Raw genomic sequence first — 20,639 nt, forward strand, 5'->3', positions numbered from 1 at the left:
TCTGGCCGAAGCCGAAGATTAACGTTTTGAGAATTGGAATTTTTTACGCGCTTTCTTCTGTCCGAATTTCTTACGCTCCACCATTCTTGGATCTCTTGTTAGCAATCCTTCTGGTTTTAAAATACCTCTGTTCTCTTCGTTAAGCTCACACATGGCTCTAGATAGGGCCAAACGGATCGCTTCAGCTTGTCCGGTGATTCCTCCTCCAAATACATTTACTGAAACGTCAAAGTTTTTGTCGTTTTCAGTTAACATAAGAGCTTGTTTAACTTTATATTGTAACGTACCTGTGGTAAAGTATTTTTCCATATCACGTTTATTGATAGTGATATTCCCTTTTCCATCAGAAAGGTACACACGCGCAACAGCGGTTTTTCTTCTTCCTATTTTGTGAATAACTTCCATTACTTGATATCGTTAAGGTTAATGGTTTTTGGTTTTTGTGCGTCTTGATCGTGCTCAGCACCTGCATATACTTTAAGGTTTCTGAAAAGATTTGCTCCTAATTTATTTTTAGGCAACATTCCTTTTACGGCTTTTTCTACTACTCTCGCAGGATCTTTTCCGTATAATTCTTCTGCAGTTAAGCTACGTTGTCCACCTGGATACCCTGTGTGACGAATGTATTGTTTTTCGTTCCACTTGTTTCCAGTCAATACAATTTTACTTGCATTTGTAATTACAACGTTATCTCCACAATCTACGTGAGGAGTAAAATTAGGTTTGTGCTTACCACGTAGCAATTTTGCTACCACACTGGCCATGCGACCTAGCGTTTGTCCATCAGCATCCACATGCAACCACTCTTTGTTTACAGTAGCGCTGTTTGCTGAAATTGTTTTATAACTTAGTGTATCCACTTTTAATAATTTTTTCTACTGGCATTCACCTACCAACAGGTTAAACATTTCCTTCTTTTGGATAAATCGGGGTGCAAATGTACTATTATTTATTTGAAAAACAACACCCAAGGTTTTAAATTTTTATGCCTCAAAGTGATAGCTACTTAATTTTCTTTATAGGGTGATTATTGTTTTATAAATTTCTTCGTAGCAATTTGCCTACCGGCTGTAAACTGAACATAATACATGCCGCTTGCCAATTGTGAAACATCGATTGTTTTTGAAGTTTCGAAACCTTCAACCTGTTGCACCAAATCACCTTTTACCGAAAAGATTTTTACTCGGACTATTTGCTGGTTGTTAGCGTTGAGCTGTAGGGTGTTTTTTGTGGGGTTGGGATAGAGGGTTAGGTTTGAATATAAGGAGTTTTCGTCTAGGCCTAAGGTGCCGTTTAATTTTAATAGCCAAAAATCATAATGTCCCCTTGAGTTTTCAGTTTTATCGCCTGAGATGCTTGAAACAGATTGACCACAAACGTAAAAATGTCCATCATCGGTTTCAATTATTTTAGCATAGATATCTGCATAAGCAGCTCCAATTGTATTTTGCCATTCAATTACACCCACATTATTAAGTTTAACAATCCAATAATCATCTCTTCCTTGAGAGTTTTCTGTTTTGTCTCCAGAAATTTCTGAGTCTGAATTACCAGAAACAATATAGCCTCCATCTTGTGTTTGTGTTATATCCCATGGCTGTTCTCCAAATGCACCTCCAATTGTATTTTGCCAATTAATTTCTCCGTTAGAGTTTAATTCTAAAACCCAAAAGTCAAACATCCCTTGCGAATCTTCTTCTTTATCTTCAGAAATATCTGAACTCGACGTTCCAGCAATTATAAAATTTCCTTCATTCGTAGCTTTTACAAAAGGAGTTAATTCAATCCTATTCCCTTCATAGCGATAATCCCATAATACATTTCCTGAAGCATTTACTCTTGTAATATAATAGGCGTCATTTTGTCCATTAAGTGTTGAGCTAAAAATATAATCCCCGTTATTTACAATGTCTAGGTTTACTGCTTGATGAGGGGAATGAGGAACTGTTAAAAATCCATAAGAGTTTTGCCAAGTAATTGATAAATCAGAATCTAATTTTAACACCCAAAGGTCCGGATATCCTTTATTTGTTGCTGTTCTATCTCCAGAAGGCTCAGAACTAGAATCTCCATATATAATAAAGCCATTGTCATCCGTTTGTTTTATTGTTCGTAAGTCGTCATCCTCTGTACCCCCAAGCGTCTTTTGCCATAAAATGGAGCCCGATTCATCTAATTTTAATATCCAATAATCAAAACCACCTCTTGAGTCTTCTGTTTTTTCACCAGAAATTGGAGAGTTTGAAAATCCTCCTATTAAATAACCCCCATCATTCGTTTTTGATAGGCTGGTTAAATTGTCATCTCCACTACCACCAATCGTTCTTTGCCAAAGTATATCACCATTATCATTTAATTTAAGTATCCAAAAATCTTTTCCACCCCTTGAGTCTTCAGTTTTTTCTCCTGAAATATCTGATTGTGAAGTACCGCCTACTAAAAGGCCATCCTGAGTTTTTAATAAAACTGGGCGTTTGTCTTCATTAGCTCCCCCAATAGTCCGTTGCCAAATAATATTTGGGTCTTGCGCATATAGAGTTGCGGCTATTAAAACTAAAACGAGAGTCACGTAATTTTTTAATTTCATAAATTATTGTTTTATAAATTTCTTCGTAGCAATCTGCCTACCGGCTGTAAACTGAACATAATACATCCCACTTGCCAGTTGTGAAACATCGATTGTTTTTGATGTTTCAAAACCTTCAACCTGTTGCACCAAATCTCCTTTTACCGAAAAGATTTTTACTCGGTCTATATGTTGGTTGTCAGCATTGAGCTGTAAGGTGTTTTTTGCTGGGTTAGGGTAGAGGGTTATGGTTGAGTATAGGGAGTTTTCGTCTAGGCCTAAAGTAGTGTTTAATTTTAAAATCCAAAAATCTTTGAGTCCTCGACTGTTTTCTGTTTTATCAGCAGAAATATTTGAGTTGGATTCACCACAAACGAAAATGTTCCCATTTTCACCCTCCATTACTTGTGCATAGTCATCAATAAACTCACCTCCAATAGTATTTTGCCATGTAATTACACCTACATCATTGACTTTTACAATCCAATAGTCACTTCCTCCTTTGGAATTTTCTGTTTTATCTCCAGAGATGTCTGAGTCTGAATTCCCAGAAACTATATACCCTCCATCTTGTGTCGTTATCACATCCCATGGCTGTTCGCCAAATGCACCTCCAATTGTATTTTGCCAGTTGATAGCTCCATTAGAATCCAATTCTAAAAGCCAATAATCAAACGAACCTTGCGAGTTTTCGTTTTTATCTCCTGAAATACTTGAGTCTGAAGCTCCAGCAACGATAAAATTCCCTTCATTAGTTGCTGAAATAAAAGGTGCTAACTCTGTCCTTTCACCTCCATATATGTTATTCCATAAAGTAGTTCCTGAGGAATTTATTTTTGTAATATGGTAAGAGCTAATTTGTCCAAAGGAATCAAGAGTCGAGCTGAAAATATAATCACCATTATCGGTAATCTCTAAGTTAGATGCGTGATGACTAAAAGTGGGAATATAGTTATAAGAATTCTGCCAAGAAATCGATAAATCTGGTTGTAGTTTTAAAATCCAAAGGTCTGGATCTCCATTATTTGAGACTGTTCTATCTCCAGAAATTCCAGAATATGAACTTCCATAAACTATATAGCCCCCATCATCAGTTTGCTTCAAGGTTCTAGAGGTATCATTTTCTGTACCTCCAATGGTTTTTTGCCATAAAATGGAGCCCGATTCATCTAATTTTATTATCCAATAATCTGATCCACCTTTTGAGTTTTCTGTTTTTTCTCCAGAAATAGGTGAATTTGAAGATCCTCCTATTAAATAACCCCCATCATTCGTTTTTGATAGGCTGGTTAAATTGTCATCTCCACTTCCACCAATCGTTCTTTGCCATATAATATCACCGGTATTGTTTAATTTAAGTATCCAAAAATCCTTTCCACCTCTTGAGTTTTCAGTTTTTTCTCCTGAAATATCTGATTGTGAAGTACCGCCTACTAAAAGGCCATCCTGAATTTTTAGTAAAACAGGGTCCTTGTCTTCATTAGCTCCCCCAATAGTCCGTTGCCAAATAATATTCGGGTCTTGGGCGTAGAGATTGAAAGCTGTAATTAAAATTGAGATAAAACATAAAAAGGTAGTCGTGCTTTTCATAAAATGGATTGTAAAATTAGGCACGCAAAATACATACCTTTTCTACTATTCCAAAAGTTTTGAGGGATTTTTCTTAAAAAAATGTTAATGAAAAAATCTTGACTCCATTACAATTGTTACCAGTAACATAAATTGCTTCAACTTAAGTTTCGAATTCAATTTCACTCCACCGTCACCACTAAATCACCTTTCATCAACATCGTTCCCGGTTTTAAAACAATCGATTTTACTTTTCCGGCTTTATTGGCAGTAACCGTGGTCTCCATTTTCATGGCTTCAATAACAAAAAGCGGTTCGTTTTCCTCGATTTCCTGTCCTTTTTTAACCAACATTTTATATAACATTCCTTGAAGCGGAGCACCGTATTGGTTGGCATCTTCAGGATCTGCTGGGACATGGACTTCTTTTTCAACCTTGATAGATTTATCCTTAATTTCCACAAAACGGTTTTCACCGTTTACAGAGAAGAATACAATCCGTACGCCTTCATCATTCGGTATTCCTACTGAAAGCAATTTTACGATAATGGTCTTTCCTTCTTCTAGCTCAATGATGGCTTCTTCTCTCGGTTTCATTCCGTAGAAGAAGGTTTTGGTTGGTAAAATAGCTAGGTTTCCGTACAACTTATACTTCTCGTGGGCTTGTTCAAAAACTCTTGGATATAAACTATAGGAAAGAAAATCTTCAAATTCAATGGGACGACTAAATCCTTTCTGAAATTTCTTTCGGAACGCAGCATATTCTTTATCAAAATCAATGGGTTCTAAATGAGCGTTCGGTCTGTCGGTGTAAGGATCGGTGTTTCTTAAAATTATTTTTTGCAGTTCCTTTGGGAATCCACCCAACGGTTGTCCTAAATCACCCTTAAAGAAATTGATAACAGATTCTGGGAACGAAATTTCATTTCCGCGTTCCATTACGTCTTCTGGTGTTAAATCGTTGGTGACCATGAAAATGGCCATATCGCCAACCACTTTACTACTTGGGGTTACTTTTACCAAATTTCCGAAGAGATCATTTACCTGCTCATACATTTTAGTCACTTCGTGGAACCGATCGGCAAGGCCTAATGCTTCAGCTTGTGGACGCAAATTAGAATATTGCCCGCCAGGTATTTCGTGTTGATAAACTTCGGCCGTTCCTGCTTTTAAACCTGATTCAAATGGATAATATACCTCGCGGGTGTCTTCCCAGTAGTTTGAGAATTCATTCAGCTTCTTAATATCGTAATCGTGAGCACGTTCGTGGCGTTTCATCATTTCAACAATTGAGTTGAAATTAGGCTGCGAGGTTAACCCAGATAAACCACCCAAAGCAACATCAACTACATCTACACCCGCTTCAATCGCTTTTAAATAGGTGGCAGATTGTATGGAAGATGTATCGTGCGTATGCAAGTGCAACGGAATGTTCACCGTATCTTTTAAAGCCGAAATCAATTCGGTGGCAGCATACGGTTTCAATAAACCGGCCATATCTTTAATGGCAATCATGTGGGCACCTGCATTTTCTAAATCTTTCGCTAGTTGCGTATAATACTTTAAAGTGTATTTACTTTCATCAGGATCTAGGATATCTCCGGTATAACTAATAGCAGCTTCTGCAATTCCGCCCGTTTTATTTCGAACATAATTGATGCTCGGTTCCATGGCTTTTACCCAGTTTAACGAATCGAATATTCGGAACAAATCCACGCCGTTTTCCCACGATTTTTCTACAAATTTTTCGATTAAGTTATCTGGATATGCTTTGTATCCTACGCCGTTGCTGCCTCGAAGCAGCATTTGGAACAAAATATTCGGCATACGCTCCCGCAATTCTCGCAAACGTGTCCACGGGCTTTCGTTTAAAAAACGCATACAAACATCAAAAGTAGCACCGCCCCACATTTCAATACTAAAGGTATTTGGATGGTTTTTAGCATAACTTTCGGCTACTTTCAACATATCATACGTTCGCATACGTGTTGCTAACAGTGATTGATGCGCGTCGCGAATGGTCGTATCGGTATAATGTATTTTCTTTTCGTCTTTTAACCACGCACAGAATTTTTCAGGTCCCATTTCGGTAAGCATGTCTTTTGTGCCTTTTGGGAATTTTTCTGCAGGACTGTAAATAGGAATTGTAGGATTTCTGAATTTTTTATTCTCGTCAACAAATTTCACATCAGGATTTCCATTCACAATTATTTCTCCTAAATAATTGGTGATTTTGGTCGTTCTGTCTTGTGGTAATTTTACATCGAACAACGAAGGTGTGTTCCCGATAAAGTTTACCGTTGCCATTCCTTCTTTGAAAGTCTCGTGCTGAATGACGTTCTGAAGAAAATGAATATTGGTTTTTACACCACGAATTCTAAACTCTTTTAATGCACGGACCATTTTCCGAACCGCACCATCCAACGTTCGACCGTGTGCTGAAACTTTTACCAGCATCGAATCGAAAAAAGGACTGATGCTATACGATTGATAAATACTACCGGCGTCTAAGCGAATACCCATCCCTGAAGCACTTCGATAGGTAGTAATCGTACCATAGTCTGGTGTAAAGTTATTGGTGGGGTCTTCGGTTGTTAATCGACATTGCAGGGCAAAACCGTAGGTTCTAAGCGAATCTTGATCGTAAATTTTAATTTGTTTGTCGGAAAGTTTATAACCCCCAGCAATAAATATCTGAGACTTAATTAAGTCAATTCCCGTCACCATTTCAGTAACGGTATGTTCAACCTGAATACGCGGGTTTACCTCGATAAAGAAAACATTGTCGTTTTTATCTACTAAAAACTCTACTGTTCCTACGTTATTGTAGCTTACTTCTTCGGCAATAGAAACCGCATATTTATATAATGATTGTTTTACTTTTTCTGAAACATTATACGAAGGAGCAACCTCTACTACTTTTTGATGACGGCGTTGTACCGAACAATCGCGCTCGTATAAATGACGAATATTTCCGTGGTTATCGGCGACAATTTGTACTTCTAAATGCTTGGGTTCCTCCACATATTTTTCTAAAAACATGGTATCGTCTCCAAAGGCGTTTCCGGCTTCACTTTGTGCCGATTCAAAATTATTTTTCAGGTCATTATCATTTCTTATAATGCGCATCCCGCGACCACCGCCACCTGAAGCTGCTTTTAACATCACAGGATAGCCAATTGTTGAAGCTTCAGAAAGAGCGATTTTAAGAGAAGTAAGATCTTTTGTATTACTTTTTATAGTGGGTACGTTGCATTTTTCAGCAATTTTTTTGGCTGTAATTTTATCGCCCAAGGCATCCATCACTTTTGGGTCCGGACCAATAAAAATAACACCTGCTTCGGCACATTTGCGAGCAAATTCAGAATTTTCAGATAAAAAACCGTATCCAGGATGAATGGCATCGACGCCTTTTGCTTTTGCTAACGCAATAATTTCATCACCGTTTAAATAGGGTTTAAGTGGTTCGTCGTCTTTACCAATTTGATAGGCTTCATCAGCTTTATACCGGTGTTGCGAGTAGCGGTCTTCATAGGTGAAAACGGCGACAGTTGTCAAATTTATCTCGGTGCAGGCTCTAAAAACACGTATGGCAATTTCTCCGCGGTTGGCAACTAATACTTTTTTAATATCCATGATGGTGTGGCTTTTTATCTGAAAAACTTAAATGCTGCTAAAGATAAAAAATACTATGCACGCATAATAATTTTTAAACACTTTTTCTGAAAATCTTTATGAAATATAATACGGGTTCTCATTTTTATAGTTTCGGATGATGAAATCTAAGGCGCTTTGCAATATCTCGCCCATGTTTTTCGACTTTTTAAAGTTTACATCGCCTGTTAATTTAAAAAGGTCTTTTTTTAATTGATTTATTTTTTCCGGTGGCGAAATGGTGTCGCTATTCATGCATTCCATAATTTCACTCAATCGACTTTGTTCACTTACTGCTCTTTTCGCTAATAAAGATCGTTCTTCTCGTTTGTATTGTTCAATGGATTCTTCTTGCAATAAACCCATTGTCATTTTCACCAATTCGTTGTTTTCTTTTAAAAATTGAGGTTTATAAACCTTAGCATTACCTTCATAACTTTGTTGGTCAAAATCGATAGCGCGGATTCTATATTGAATTCTGTCAAAATCGTGGGTGAGGACCATTACGTAATTGTACGAACGCATATCGCCTAACAACCTAACAAAACAACGTTCGTTAAATTTCACAAACTCTTTGGCAATCTCTTTTTTTTGTTGCTCGGAACATTTTGCTAATTCATTTTCAATAAAATCATCACCGGGAATGCCCGAAATATGTTCTTCAATTAGTGTGTTGCCATGTACTAAAAAGTTGATGTGATTAGGGGAGAGCAGGTGTTCCAACTCAAGTCCGTAAATACGGGAAGCATCTGCTTTTTTAATGTAGAGGAACAAATAGTTGTCGTTTAGGATGTTTCTGACCTTTACTCTAAAAGGTTTTGAGTTTCCGAAGGTGCAGAAATCGATACTATCGATACTAAGGTAGGGCAATAAGCTATCACTACCATCGGAATGCAAAATGGAATACATTCGTTTTAAGCTAAAATCTATTTCTTCCCGTTCAAATTCAGAATAATAGACACTTATCCAAAGCGTGTCGTTTCCGTGTTTGTCATAAATAGAAACTGAACCCTGAAACCGTAACAAATCGTCATAATAAATGGTGATCTTGCTATTTCGTCCGTGTTTAGTTAAGTAATCGGACAAGGCATCGGTAATTTTGTAAGCCGGTTTCTTTTTGGAGATTAATTTTCGCATAGCAACATTTTAAACCTTAAAGATACCATATTTAAGACGATGTAAATAATAGGATTGAACTCTCAAAAAAAACCTTTAAATATACTCTAACTGTCACATTTCTTTAAAAATTTAGTCTTTTAAAGAAATTAACCAATCATGTTCAAGTCTCTTTTCTTTTTTATCATCAGTATTTTTGTATCACTCTCACTTCACGCTCAAGTAGAAACAAGTTCTGACACCGCTGACGGTAACACCAAAAAAAGAAGTTATACCACGCAATCTATAGGCAGTGAAGCAGCTCCCACGATTGACGGGATAATAGATGAAAAAGCTTGGAGTAAAGTACAATGGACAACTGATTATGTAGAAAACCAGCCAGATAACGGAACGTCGCCAACCGAACAGACCAAAATGAAAATAGTCTATGATGCCAAAAACTTATATGTGGCGTTTAGATGCTATGATGCAGAACCAGATGAAATAGTGCGGAGGCTTTCCCGAAGAGATGGTTTTGAAGGGGATTGGGTAGAGTTGAATATTGATAGTTACAACGATAATAGAACAGGTTTTTCATTTACTATCACTGCTGCTGGGGTTAAAGGCGATGAATTTATTTCAAAAAACGGAAACAACTGGGATGGAAGTTGGAATCCTATTTGGTATGTAAAAACACAAATAGATGCAGAAGGGTGGACCACGGAAATGCGAATCCCGTTGAGTCAGCTACGGTTTGGAAATGAAGAAGAACAGATTTGGGGTATACAATCTACGCGTCGTTATTTCAGAAAAGAGGAGCGTTCTCTTTGGCAACCTGTAGATGCTAATGCTCCAGGTTGGGTAAGCGAGTTTGGTGAATTGCGAGGAATTAAAGGTATAAAACCACAAAAGCAATTAGAAATACAGCCTTATGCGCTTACCAAGTTGAACTCGTATGAAAAAGAACCTGGAAATCCGTTTCGCGACGGAAACGATACCCGTTTTACAGCCGGATTGGATGCAAAAATCGGCATTACAAATGACCTTACCTTAGACGCCACTATAAATCCAGACTTTGGTCAAGTAGATGCCGATCCCGGAGCTATAGCTTTGGATGGTTTTGAAATTTTCTTCCAAGAGCGGAGGCCCTTTTTTGTAGAAAACAAAAACATATTCGATTATAGCATTAGCGGCGGTTCTGATAATTTATTTTTTTCTCGAAGAATAGGAAGAAGTCCACAAGGCTCAGCCTTTGGACCTACAACTGCTTATGTGGATCAACCTCAAAACTCTACCATTTTAGGTGCGGCAAAATTTAGTGGAAAAACCAAAGATGGCTGGTCTATAGGGGTGTTGGAAAGTGTAACAGCTAAAGAATATGCTGGTGTTATCAACGAGGATGGCTCAGAAGAAGAAGTATTGGTAGAACCTTTAACTAACTATCTTGTTGGGCGATTACAGAAAGACTTTAATAATAGAAACACATATATAGGTGGAATATTTACAGCTACTAACCGAAACTTGGAAGATAATTTGGACTTCTTGCATAAAAATGCATATTCTGGCGGGCTGGATTTTAAACATAACTGGAATGATAGAAATTATTATGTGGAAGGGAAAGCCTTTTTAAGTCAGGTTAATGGGAGTGAAGAAGCCATTGAAAGAACCCAGCGATCGATAGTTCATTTATTTCAACGGGTAGGTGGCAGCCATGTTAAAGTAGATTCTACAAGAACATCTCTAACAGGAACAGGAGGAAGAATGGAGTTTGGAAAAAGCGGTGGTGGAAATTGGCGGTATAATATTGGTGGTTCTTGGCGATCACCAGAGCTCGAACTAAATGATATAGGTTTTTTACGGCAAGCAGATGATATTAACCAATATGCCGGTGTAACCCGTGTTTTTAATAAACCTACTAGCTGGTATAGAAGAGCAAATGTTAGAGTGTATCAATCTTTAAACTATGATTTTGAAGGAAATTATAATAGCTTGTTTTATCAATTGGTAGGATATGTAAATTTTAAAAACAATTGGTTTGCGGAAGCTGGTTCAGAAAATAATGCCACAAGATTTGATAATTCTGAATTACGTGGCGGACCACGATTTAGAAGAAATGGGGATCATTTAGGTTTTTTATATGTAGGGACCGATAGCCGAAAAAAGTTTAGTACTACGTTGGGCTATGTGTATGGGCAAGCGACTGAAAAAAACTACTCTTTTACGCGTTATGAAGTTCGGTTTAACTATCAGCCGTTAAATGCGTTGAGCCTTTCTATGACGACCAAATATGAATCTAGACCCGATAAAACTCAATATGTTGACCAGCCAATTTTTAATGGAAGCAAACGCTACGTTACAGGCGAAATTGATCAAGAGACTATAAGTACAACCCTTCGGGTAAATTATACGATTAACCCTAACTTGACGATTCAATATTATGGACAACCATTTATCGCACGTGGAAAATATAGAAACTTCAATTATGTAAATGATCCTATAGCTAAAAGTTTACGTGATCGTGTAACGTTGTATGATACCAATCAAATATCTTTTGAAGAAGATAGCTACTTGGTAGATGAAAACCGAGATGGTACAACTGATTATTCTTTTAGAAACCCAGATTTTGCTTTTGTACAGTTTCGGTCTAATTTGGTATTACGTTGGGAGTATATTCCAGGTTCTGAAGTTTTCTTTGTATGGTCACAAGGCATCAATGGTTTGGGTGATTCTATGAACGATTTCAATAAAATTGTAGATAATCAATTATTTAGAAAACGACCTCAAAATACCTTTTTGATTAAAGCTACATATCGATTTGTATTGTAATTTAATGCGCCTCCAACCAATTATCACCTAACCCAATTTCAACATCTAAGGGAACTTTCATAGTGTAAGCGTTTTCCATTTCCGTTTTAATGAGTTTTTGAAGCTCATCTAATTCTGGTTTATATACATCGAACACCAATTCATCATGTACCTGAAGTAGCATTTTACTTTTATAGTTGGCTTCCCCCATTTTTTTGTGAATGTTGATCATCGCCAATTTTATAATATCAGCGGCGCTACCTTGTATGGGCGCATTTACTGCGTTTCGTTCTGCGGCACCACGAACTATAGCGTTGCTTCCGTTGATGCCATTCAAGTATCTACGCCTTCCTAAAACAGTTTGTACATAGCCATTATCACGGGCAAAATCGACCAATTCGCTCATGTAATTTCGAAGCTTCGGGTAGGTTTTGTAATAGGTATCAATTAATTCTTTTGATTCTTTTCGGGATAAATCGGTTTGATTGCTTAATCCGAAAGCTGAAACACCATAAATAATTCCGAAGTTCACGGTTTTAGCGTTGCTACGTTGTTCCCTTGTCACTTCGTCAATTGGAACATTAAAAACTTTTGCAGCGGTGGAAGCGTGAATGTCTTCGCCGTTTTTAAACGCTTCAATCATGGTATCCTCTTCACTTAAAGCAGCGATGATGCGTAATTCAATTTGAGAATAATCGGCGGCCAGCAAGGTGTAGTCTTTGTCTCTAGGTACAAATGCTTTTCGCACTTGGCGACCTCGCTCCGTACGGATGGGAATGTTCTGCAAGTTTGGGTTATTACTGCTCAATCGCCCAGTGGCGGCGACGGTTTGCATATAATCTGTATGGACGCGACCCGTACTTTCCTCCACTTGTTCGGGTAAGGCATCAACATACGTACTTTTTAATTTTGCTAAGCCGCGATATTCTAATACATCCCGAATTATTTTATGATCTTTCGCCAAATAGGAAAGTACATCTTCCGCAGTGGAAAACTGCCCTGTTTTTGTTTTCTTAGGTTTATCAACCAGTTTCATTTTTCCGAAGAGAATATCACCCAATTGTTTCGGAGAAGCGATATTAAATTCTTCTCCAGCTTCTTCGTAAATATCTTTTTCTAAGCGGTCAATATCGTTATTTAGTGCTTCGGAAAGACTGCCAAGGTATTCTTTGTCTAATTTAATTCCTTCCAATTCCATATCGGCTAATACGCGAAGTAGTGGAATCTCAATATCATCAAACAACTCTTGAGTGTTTGCTTCGCCTAATTCTTTGGCAAAATGCTCTTTTAGTTGAAGCGTGATATCTGCATCTTCTACTGCATATTCGGTTTGATCTTTCACCGGAACATCTCGCATCGATTTTTGATTCTTTCCTTTTTTGCCAATGAGTTCGGTAATGGAAACAGGCGTATAATTGAGATATGTTTCAGCTAATACATCCATATTATGCCGCATATCTGGATTGATAAGGTAATGTGCTAACATGGTATCGAACAATTTTCCTTTCACTTCTACATTGTATTTAGCCAAGACTTTAATGTCATATTTTAAATTCTGACCAATTTTTTCAATGTCTTCTGCTTCAAAGAAAGGACGTAATTCTTCAATTAATTTTTGCGCTTCGTCTTTATCTTCGGGAAAAGGAATGTAAAAACCTTTTCCTGTTTCCCAAGAAAAAGCAATCCCGACCAATTCGGCAGTTAATGGATTTAAACCTGTAGTTTCAGTATCGAAACACACACTTTTTTGTTTCATTAAATTTTGAAGAAACAATTTAGTACCCATCCCAGGTTTAATGGTTTGGTAAAAATGCTCGGTATCTTTTATAGTTTTTCGAGAATTGTACGCTTCTGCTTCTGTAGCGGCTTCTCCATCCCCACCAAATAAAGAAAATTGACCTGTACCAGCAGATTGCGATGTTTTTTTAGCGGTTTCAGAATTGGAAACTTTTGTTACCTCTTCTTGTGCCCCTTCTGAAGAAAAAAGTTTTAAAAATTGATCGCGCAGCCTTCTAAATTCTAACTCTTCAAATATTTCCTGAACCTTTTCAGAATCAGGCATCGACATTTCGTAATCTTTTTCATTAAAGGTTACTTCACAATCGGTAAAAATAGTCGCTAGTTTTCTGGAAAGTCGTCCTAATTCGGCATTGGCAATTACCTTTTCTTTCATCTTACCCTTTAGCTGGTCGGTGTTTTCTAACAAGCCTTCCATAGAATCAAATTGCTTGATGAATTTTTTGGCTGTCTTATCACCCACGCCAGGTAATCCGGGAATGTTATCACTAGCATCGCCCATCATTCCTAAATAATCTATCACTTGCTCGGGACGTTCTACCCCAAAGCGTTTTTGTATCTCAGGAATTCCCCATATTTCAATGGCATTTCCCATTCGAGCTGGGCGATACATAAAAATATTTTCTGAAACCAATTGCCCAAAATCTTTATCGGGTGTCACCATAAACACTTGGTAATTCTCTTTTTCAGCTTGTTTAGCCAACGTACCAATAATATCATCTGCTTCCATTCCTGAAATTTCTACACAAGGTATATGCATCGCCTTTATAATGTCTTTAATAATAGGAATGGATTGTCTAATAACATCTGGAGTTTCGTCACGATTGGCTTTATATTCTGGATACATTTCCTTTCGTTCTTTACTACCGTCTTTATCAAAACAAACAGCAATGTGATCGGGTTTTTCACGACGAATAACATCAAATAGGGAGTTAGTAAAACCCATAATAGCTGAAGTATCTTGCCCTTTTGAGTTGATTCGTGGGTTTTTAATAAGTGCGTAATAGCCACGGAATATTAGAGCATAGGCATCGAGAAGGAACAGGCGTTTTTTATCAGACATGGAATGGTAAATTGTGTTTCCCTCAAAAGTAAAAAGAAGACTTCAGAAATAGGGTGTTTCCATAAAAAAATAAAAGCCGTTCTTCCTCAAAAACGACTTTTATCTGTGATTTATAGTGCAAGGCAACTGAATGTTACTTACACTTATTAATACATACGTAAGACTTGTAAAACTGGTTTTCCTTTTTTAAAGTTTTAACAATTAAAAAGTCGCTCCTCCTCAAAAGCGACTTTTAGTTTTGATTACTATTGAAAAGAGCTCTCTTTTCGATAGTAAATCTAATTTGTTTTACCATTATACAGATTACCTTACTATTAAGGTTTCTTAAAAATACACATCAAATCTTTAAAGTATTGTTAAAGTGATTTAAATACTTACAAATAAAACACATTTATTATTTTTTCTACGATAAAAAGGTTACTTTAAAGGATTAATGGCATACATTCGTGCCCAGATTAAATAACCTTACAAATCCCCAAAGCTATGAAGTCTATAAAATTACTCCTTTTAAGTTTATTATTTACCGGTTTTTCTTACGCACAAGTAGGAATCGGTACCACAGATCCACACTCCTCATCTATGTTAGAGATTGACTCTGACTCACAAGGATTATTAATTCCAAGAATGACCTCAGGCGAGCGGGATGCAATTGTTGATCCTGCAAACAGTTTGTTGGTATTTGACACAGATGAAAATACATATTATTATAATGAGGGTGATAGTACTACTCCTAATTGGGTTCCATTTTTTTCTGATAATGAAAAAAGAGATAATTATGTACTTGTTAAGAGTGTAGCGGATTTTCCAGGAGTCACCAGTGGAACTATAACATTAGATGAAAACACGTATTATGAAATTAATGGGACTATTGATTTAACTGCTCCCATTGATTTAAACAATGCGTATGTTTCAGGATTGGATGCCAATGAAGATGTGCTTTCTGCACCTGGTGTTGTTTTTCAGGGAAACACAGGAGGAGCTATTAGAAATGTTACTTTAGAAGGCACAACAGCCTTTAGTCTAAATGGTCCGGGGATTTCAACAAATTCTACTTTATTGATTCAAAATACAATTGTAGATGGAATGAGTGGAAGTGTTGGGAGTATTTCAAACTTTGGTGTGTATTTTTCTAATATTGTTCAATTTGTAAATAATTCCAATGGTATTACATACTCTAATATTGGCAATTTGTTATTGAATAATCAAGCTTGGTTTGGGAACAATACAGGTACGTATGAGACGTTTACCAACAATTTTGGTTTAATAGAGAAAGTAAGTGGTTTGTCTGCTGTTTCATCTGGTAATACAGGTATTGATGTAAGTTCAAACCCTTCTGTTGGTGCAGGGATTATTCAAGGAACTGTTTTTTCAGGAGCTGGAACAGATGTTAATGGCTATCCTATGGCAAACACGTATCCTGGTTATAATTTTTCTGTTAATTGGGAAGTAAATGCGCCAGGTATACCTAGGGAAAGTGATGATAATGCATCAGGAAATTTTTACATTACAAGGAACTCAACAACTAGCAACACTGTATTTAGTATAGCCACACCAACTCCCATCAACGCTTCAATAGATCCAGGGCAAATGTTTAGATTTTCAAATTCGACACCTACAGTTACAGGTAGTAATAATGTTTTAGAGTATGAAGGGAAAGAAACCAGGACGTTTAGTATAAGAGGAAATCTTTCTTATAAGCCTTCACCTTTACCAACAACTGGTGTAGCGACCGTACATGTTTTTTATATAAGAAGATATAGTAGTGGTGGTAATCCAATTGAAGTGCCATTGGGTACAGAGGTATATGAAGAAGTAGGGGCTCAAGGTGTAGATGATTTAGTAAGAGCGATTCCTTTAAGTGGTAAGGTTACATTAGATCCTGGTGATTATGTTAGGATATTTGGGCAAAGAATATCAGCTTCAGGAACAGGAAGAAGTAATATTCAAATTTATTCAGTCAGTTTAACCTTAGATTAAGGCATTTTTATTTAAAGAAAAATTATTTTTAATACAATACTCCAAAACCTTCGGTAACACATACCGAAGGTTTTTTTGTGCTTTTATACTATCATGAAAAACGATAATAGTTCCAGTATCAATGTTTTGCAACACATTTTGCAGACATTTTTCTTCTGAAACGGAAGCATCATAATCATAACTCAATACACTCCACATAACTATTTTATATCCTTTTTGCTGAAGCAGATTAGCTTGTTTGGAAGTAATTTTTCCATACGGAGGACGGAACAGCGAAGTACGAGGCGCAAGGTGCGAATAACGAGTGCTTTGTATTTCTTTTTTAAAAAGCAAAACGTTATCAACATAACTTTGGGTCTCTGTTTTCCATCCATTCAAATGATGAAACGTGTGGTTGCCCACTGAATGACCTTCAGAAATTATCCTTTGAAAAATTTCAGGATGTTTTTTTATGTTATCGCCAATACAGAAAAAAGTGGCTTTGGCGTTGTATTTCTTTAAGGTGTCTAGCACCCAGGGCGTCACTTCGGGGATTGGACCGTCATCAAAAGTAAGATAAACCTTGTTTTCATTATTTGGCAATGCCCAAATTCGCTTCGGATAGATCCGTTGCACAAATTTGGGCACTGTTACCAAACGCAGTTTCACTTTTTTTACTCTTCTATTGCTTCGTTTATAACTTCACTAGGAACCGAATCTGCCATTATCTGGATAGACTCTTTTTGCTGAAGATCTTGCTCCACATCAACGCCTTCGCTTTCATTATAAAAATGACGGAAGAGCTTTAAGTAGTCATTAAATTCAGAGGCTTCATCTTTAGCAAAAGTTTCATCATCGTAGACTATTATAATATCGACTAGGCCACGATAACGTTCCATATCACTGATTATTTCATCAGCAATATTGTATTGTTTTTTTACTTTCATTCCGCTGTAATACAACAATTTTTCTTGGTATTTTTTAGCGACTTCTTCGTATAATTCTCGGGCCTTTTCAGGTTTGTTTACTTCATAATACCCTAAAACAAAAGGTTCTAATAGCGAGTAATATTCAAAATACTTAACGGGCATTTTCTCCATTGCTAAGTCTAAAACATCTTCAGCTTTATCTTTCTTGCCTTCATTAATTAAATTTTCGGCTAGACGCGCTAAGTTGCTTCGGTACGTAATACCATTTCTTCTGGTTTCGGTATCATGATATATGTCTGGACTTCCGCTATTTCCCCAATCCCAGTTCATAACGATATCATACATTTTATCGGTATCAACACGGCCCATGTCAAACGGATTACGTGGATTAACAGGTGTTCTTATAGGTACTAATTTATATACAACTCCGTCTAATTGTAGATAATCCTTCATCCATAAATAATCGTCATCGCCAAAAGCACCACCGCTAAAGTAAATAGGGCGTTCCCAATCGTTATTGGCGATAATGTCCAACATCATCATTCGGTTTTTGTAAATAACATTTCCTTTTAGCTGAATGTAAATCTCATCTACAATTTTATCAGCATCTTCCTGTGGAACAATACCATTGCGTAATACAGCCTCTTTATCAACCGGAATACGAATGGTTTTTGAAGGGAAGGTATTTGCCATTTGGTTACTCTCCAGTTCAACACGTGTAGCAGGGCTATCGTTTGCAACCCAATTCATCCAAGTTTTGATGTCTATAGTATCTTGCTTGGTTTCTTGGTAATAGAGAAAATCTCGAGTTCCATACCGATATTTATCATGCGTTAATTGCGATGGAATAGGATCGCTAGTAAACGCCTTCTTTTTCATATCGTCTATATACCAATCGGTTTGAAAGAGACTAGTATTAATAATACGAGCATCCTGACGGTAGCCTTCTATATTTTGTGCGTACCACAAGGCAAACGTATCATTGTCCCCAATGGTAAACAAGATGGCATTTTCATCAACCGAATCGAGATACATTTTTGCCATCGAGTTAGCGGTATATCGATCTGAACGATCATGGTCATCCCAGTTTTGATACGCTAACAAGACTGGCGAAGCTAATAAAGTAGCACTCAGCACAACTGGAATGGCAATTTTTGGAGACAGGTATTCTTTTACCATTTCAAAAAGGGCATAGACTCCAAAACCAATCCACATAGCGAATATGTAAAACGAGCCTACCAGTGCATAATCCCGTTCTCGAGGTTCAAAAGGGCGTTCGTTGAGGTATATTTTTAGGGCTAGGCCTGTAAACAGGAAAAAGACGAGTAGCACCCAGAATTTCTTTTTATCATTTTTAAAGAGGAAAACCACTCCTAAAATTCCTAATATTAAGGGCAGGAAAAAGTAGGTATTTCGGGCCTTATTGTTTTTAACATCACTAGGCAGATTATCTTGTGAGCCTAAACGGAGTTCGTCTATAAAGTCGATACCACTCAGCCAGTTTCCGTGCAGGTCGGTATATTGCCCTTGCACATCGTCTTGTCTTCCGGCGAAATTCCACATAAAATAGCGCCAGTACATATAACCAAACTGATACTCAAACATAAACTTGAGGTTTTGGCCAAAGGATGGTTTTTCAATATTGAGTGCTACCCCAAACTCACGTAAAAATTTATCGTAGTCTTTACTATCTACGACGCCTTGGTCGTAAGCTTGTTTAAATTTATTTACCTCTTGTACCAATCGTTTTTCATTTCGGTATTCGGGTTTTATTGTAAAATCAAGTCCTCCAGTAAACTCCAAATAATTGGCATTGTTCTCTACACTCCACATTCTGGGTAGATATGCTTTTTGCGAATCATCGGTGTTTTGCCCAGCATTTTTATATTCGTTTACGATAACGTATTTACCAGCTTTCTCATCTTCTTCATATTTTGGCTTCTCGTCTTTATATGGATTGTCTGGATCTAAACCTACATATGCTTCAGTAAATAGAGGGCCATAAAATAAATGGGTTTGTGGGTATTGTTCTCGATTATAATAAGCTAATAATTCTCGGGCATTGTCAGGGTTATTTTCATTAATTACGGTTCCCGCATTAGCACGAATAGGAAGCATCAACCAACTTGAAAAACCTATAAAAATGAACAGCACACAAAGCAACAAAGTGTTAAACTGTGTATGGTTTTTTCTGCGGGTATACCGTAATCCGAAATAAAACAATGCAATAAATAAAATACCAGCAATAAGTGTCCCGGTATGGAAAGGCAAGCCAATACTGTTTATAAAGAAGAGTTCCGAAGCACTGAAAAACTTCAGGGTCATCGGCAACAATAACTTAAAGATAAACAGTAAGATCGCTACCATCACTACATTAGCAATTATAAAGTTTTTAACTGAAATGGTTTTATAGTTTTTGAAAAAGTATAAAAACCCAATAGCCGGAATAGTAAGCAGTCCTAAAAAGTGAATCCCGAAGGAAAGCCCGATGATAAAAGAAATTAAAATAACCCATCTGTCGCCTCTAGGGGTGTTCATTTCACGTTCCCAACGCAGGCCACAATAAAACAAAACCGCAGTAATAAATGCTGAAGAAGCATATACTTCGGCCTCCACAGCACTAAACCAAAAACTATCGGTAAAAGCAAAACTGAGCGATCCTACCACAGCACTTCCTAATATTGCGATTGCAGAGCTTTTGGTTAATTCTTTATGCTTTAAAATCACTGTTCTTAATAAAATAGTAAGCGACCAAAACATAAACAAGATGGTAAAAGCACTGGCAAAAACCGACATCAGGTTAATGGTAAGTGCAATGTTTGAAGCTTCCATAGCAAAAATGGAGAAAAATGCTCCCAATAATTGATACAGAGGAGCTCCAGGTGGATGCCCAACTTCTAGATTACTTGCTGTAGTTATATACTCACCAGCATCCCAAAAACTGGCAGTGGGTTCTACTGTAAGCCAGTAAGTAATAAGGGATATAAGAAATACGGACCAACCTAAAATCTGGTTCCATTTTTTAAAGTTGAAAGAAGCCATAAGCTCGTACAGTTTTTGTTGTGGCGAATTTACTAATAATATACGTAGTGCAAACCACCAAAACTATGTAACGTACCGAAACAATGTGTTATTTTATGATTTTTTTAAAAAGTTTACATTGAAGCAAGATTTTTTGGTATTTTTATTTGCGGAAGAAAAAGTTT

Annotated in this window: 11 protein-coding genes; 2 read left to right on the forward strand and 9 right to left on the reverse strand. The window is 37.0% G+C overall.

Translation table 11 applies throughout. From position 1 onward, the window contains the following. Positions 1-18 precede the first annotated feature (18 nt). The 6 genes from rpsI to DZ858_RS05730 all read right to left on the reverse strand — a co-directional run bounded on the left by rpsI (position 19) and on the right by DZ858_RS05730 (position 8,925). On the reverse strand, positions 19-405 hold the full coding sequence (gene rpsI, locus DZ858_RS05705) for a 30S ribosomal protein S9 (protein ID WP_117158601.1): 387 nt from the start codon (positions 403-405) through the stop codon (positions 19-21). Further along, positions 405-860, reverse strand: a complete 456-nt coding sequence (gene rplM / locus DZ858_RS05710) for a 50S ribosomal protein L13 (protein WP_117158603.1) — start codon at positions 858-860, stop codon at positions 405-407. The genes rpsI and rplM overlap by 1 nt, the downstream gene beginning before the upstream one ends. Before the next feature lie 167 nt (positions 861-1,027). Then, on the reverse strand, positions 1,028-2,587 hold the full coding sequence (locus tag DZ858_RS05715) for a T9SS type A sorting domain-containing protein (protein ID WP_117158605.1): 1,560 nt from the start codon (positions 2,585-2,587) through the stop codon (positions 1,028-1,030). A 3-nt stretch (positions 2,588-2,590) separates the two neighbouring features. After that, positions 2,591-4,156 carry a T9SS type A sorting domain-containing protein gene (locus tag DZ858_RS05720; protein WP_117158607.1) on the reverse strand — a complete coding sequence of 522 codons (1,566 nt, stop codon included), beginning with the start codon at positions 4,154-4,156 and terminating at the stop codon, positions 2,591-2,593. A gap of 161 nt (positions 4,157-4,317) precedes the next feature. Beyond that, on the reverse strand, positions 4,318-7,770 hold the full coding sequence (locus DZ858_RS05725; protein ID WP_117158608.1) for a pyruvate carboxylase: 3,453 nt from the start codon (positions 7,768-7,770) through the stop codon (positions 4,318-4,320). 96 nt (positions 7,771-7,866) lie between these two features. Continuing rightward, on the reverse strand, positions 7,867-8,925 hold the full coding sequence (locus tag DZ858_RS05730; protein WP_117158611.1) for a hypothetical protein: 1,059 nt from the start codon (positions 8,923-8,925) through the stop codon (positions 7,867-7,869). 138 nt (positions 8,926-9,063) lie between these two features. Between DZ858_RS05730 and DZ858_RS05735 the strand changes: the two genes are divergently transcribed. Continuing rightward, complete coding sequence (locus DZ858_RS05735) at positions 9,064-11,709, forward strand: DUF5916 domain-containing protein (protein WP_117158613.1); 2,646 nt, start codon at positions 9,064-9,066, stop codon at positions 11,707-11,709. 1 nt (position 11,710) lies between these two features. Here DZ858_RS05735 and polA read toward each other — a convergent pair whose 3' ends face one another. Continuing rightward, a complete protein-coding gene (polA, locus tag DZ858_RS05740; RefSeq protein WP_117158615.1) occupies positions 11,711-14,548 on the reverse strand; it encodes a DNA polymerase I in 2,838 nt (945 codons plus the stop codon). Between the two features lie 483 nt (positions 14,549-15,031). Between polA and DZ858_RS05745 the strand changes: the two genes are divergently transcribed. Further along, a complete protein-coding gene (locus tag DZ858_RS05745; protein ID WP_117158617.1) occupies positions 15,032-16,525 on the forward strand; it encodes a hypothetical protein in 1,494 nt (497 codons plus the stop codon). On the opposite strand, the gene DZ858_RS05750 is transcribed toward DZ858_RS05745, so the two are convergent. Together DZ858_RS05750 and DZ858_RS05755 are read right to left on the reverse strand one after the other, a co-directional pair. Further along, the gene (locus DZ858_RS05750) at positions 16,517-17,173 is read right to left on the reverse strand and encodes a polysaccharide deacetylase family protein (RefSeq protein WP_317124715.1); all 657 of its coding nucleotides are present in this window, start codon (positions 17,171-17,173) and stop codon (positions 16,517-16,519) included. The two genes, DZ858_RS05745 and DZ858_RS05750, sit on opposite strands and share 9 nt — an antisense overlap. Before the next feature lie 5 nt (positions 17,174-17,178). After that, positions 17,179-20,475: a glycosyltransferase family 117 protein gene (locus tag DZ858_RS05755; protein WP_117158621.1), complete on the reverse strand. Its 3,297-nt coding sequence runs from the start codon at positions 20,473-20,475 to the stop codon at positions 17,179-17,181. Positions 20,476-20,639 lie beyond the last annotated feature (164 nt).

Origin of the sequence: Marixanthomonas ophiurae (genome assembly GCF_003413745.1) — a bacterium.
GTDB lineage: Bacteria > Bacteroidota > Bacteroidia > Flavobacteriales > Flavobacteriaceae > Marixanthomonas > Marixanthomonas ophiurae.

Coding starts and splice junctions, on each gene's coding strand:
- rpsI (WP_117158601.1), bottom strand. CDS start 405: ATGGAAGTTATTCACAAAATAGGAAGAAGAAAAACCGCTGTTGCGCGT.
- DZ858_RS05715 (WP_117158605.1), bottom strand. CDS start 2,587: ATGAAATTAAAAAATTACGTGACTCTCGTTTTAGTTTTAATAGCCGCA.
- DZ858_RS05720 (WP_117158607.1), bottom strand. CDS start 4,156: ATGAAAAGCACGACTACCTTTTTATGTTTTATCTCAATTTTAATTACA.
- DZ858_RS05725 (WP_117158608.1), bottom strand. CDS start 7,770: ATGGATATTAAAAAAGTATTAGTTGCCAACCGCGGAGAAATTGCCATA.
- DZ858_RS05730 (WP_117158611.1), bottom strand. CDS start 8,925: ATGCGAAAATTAATCTCCAAAAAGAAACCGGCTTACAAAATTACCGAT.
- DZ858_RS05735 (WP_117158613.1), top strand. CDS start 9,064: ATGTTCAAGTCTCTTTTCTTTTTTATCATCAGTATTTTTGTATCACTC.
- polA (WP_117158615.1), bottom strand. CDS start 14,548: ATGTCTGATAAAAAACGCCTGTTCCTTCTCGATGCCTATGCTCTAATA.
- DZ858_RS05745 (WP_117158617.1), top strand. CDS start 15,032: ATGAAGTCTATAAAATTACTCCTTTTAAGTTTATTATTTACCGGTTTT.
- DZ858_RS05755 (WP_117158621.1), bottom strand. CDS start 20,475: ATGGCTTCTTTCAACTTTAAAAAATGGAACCAGATTTTAGGTTGGTCC.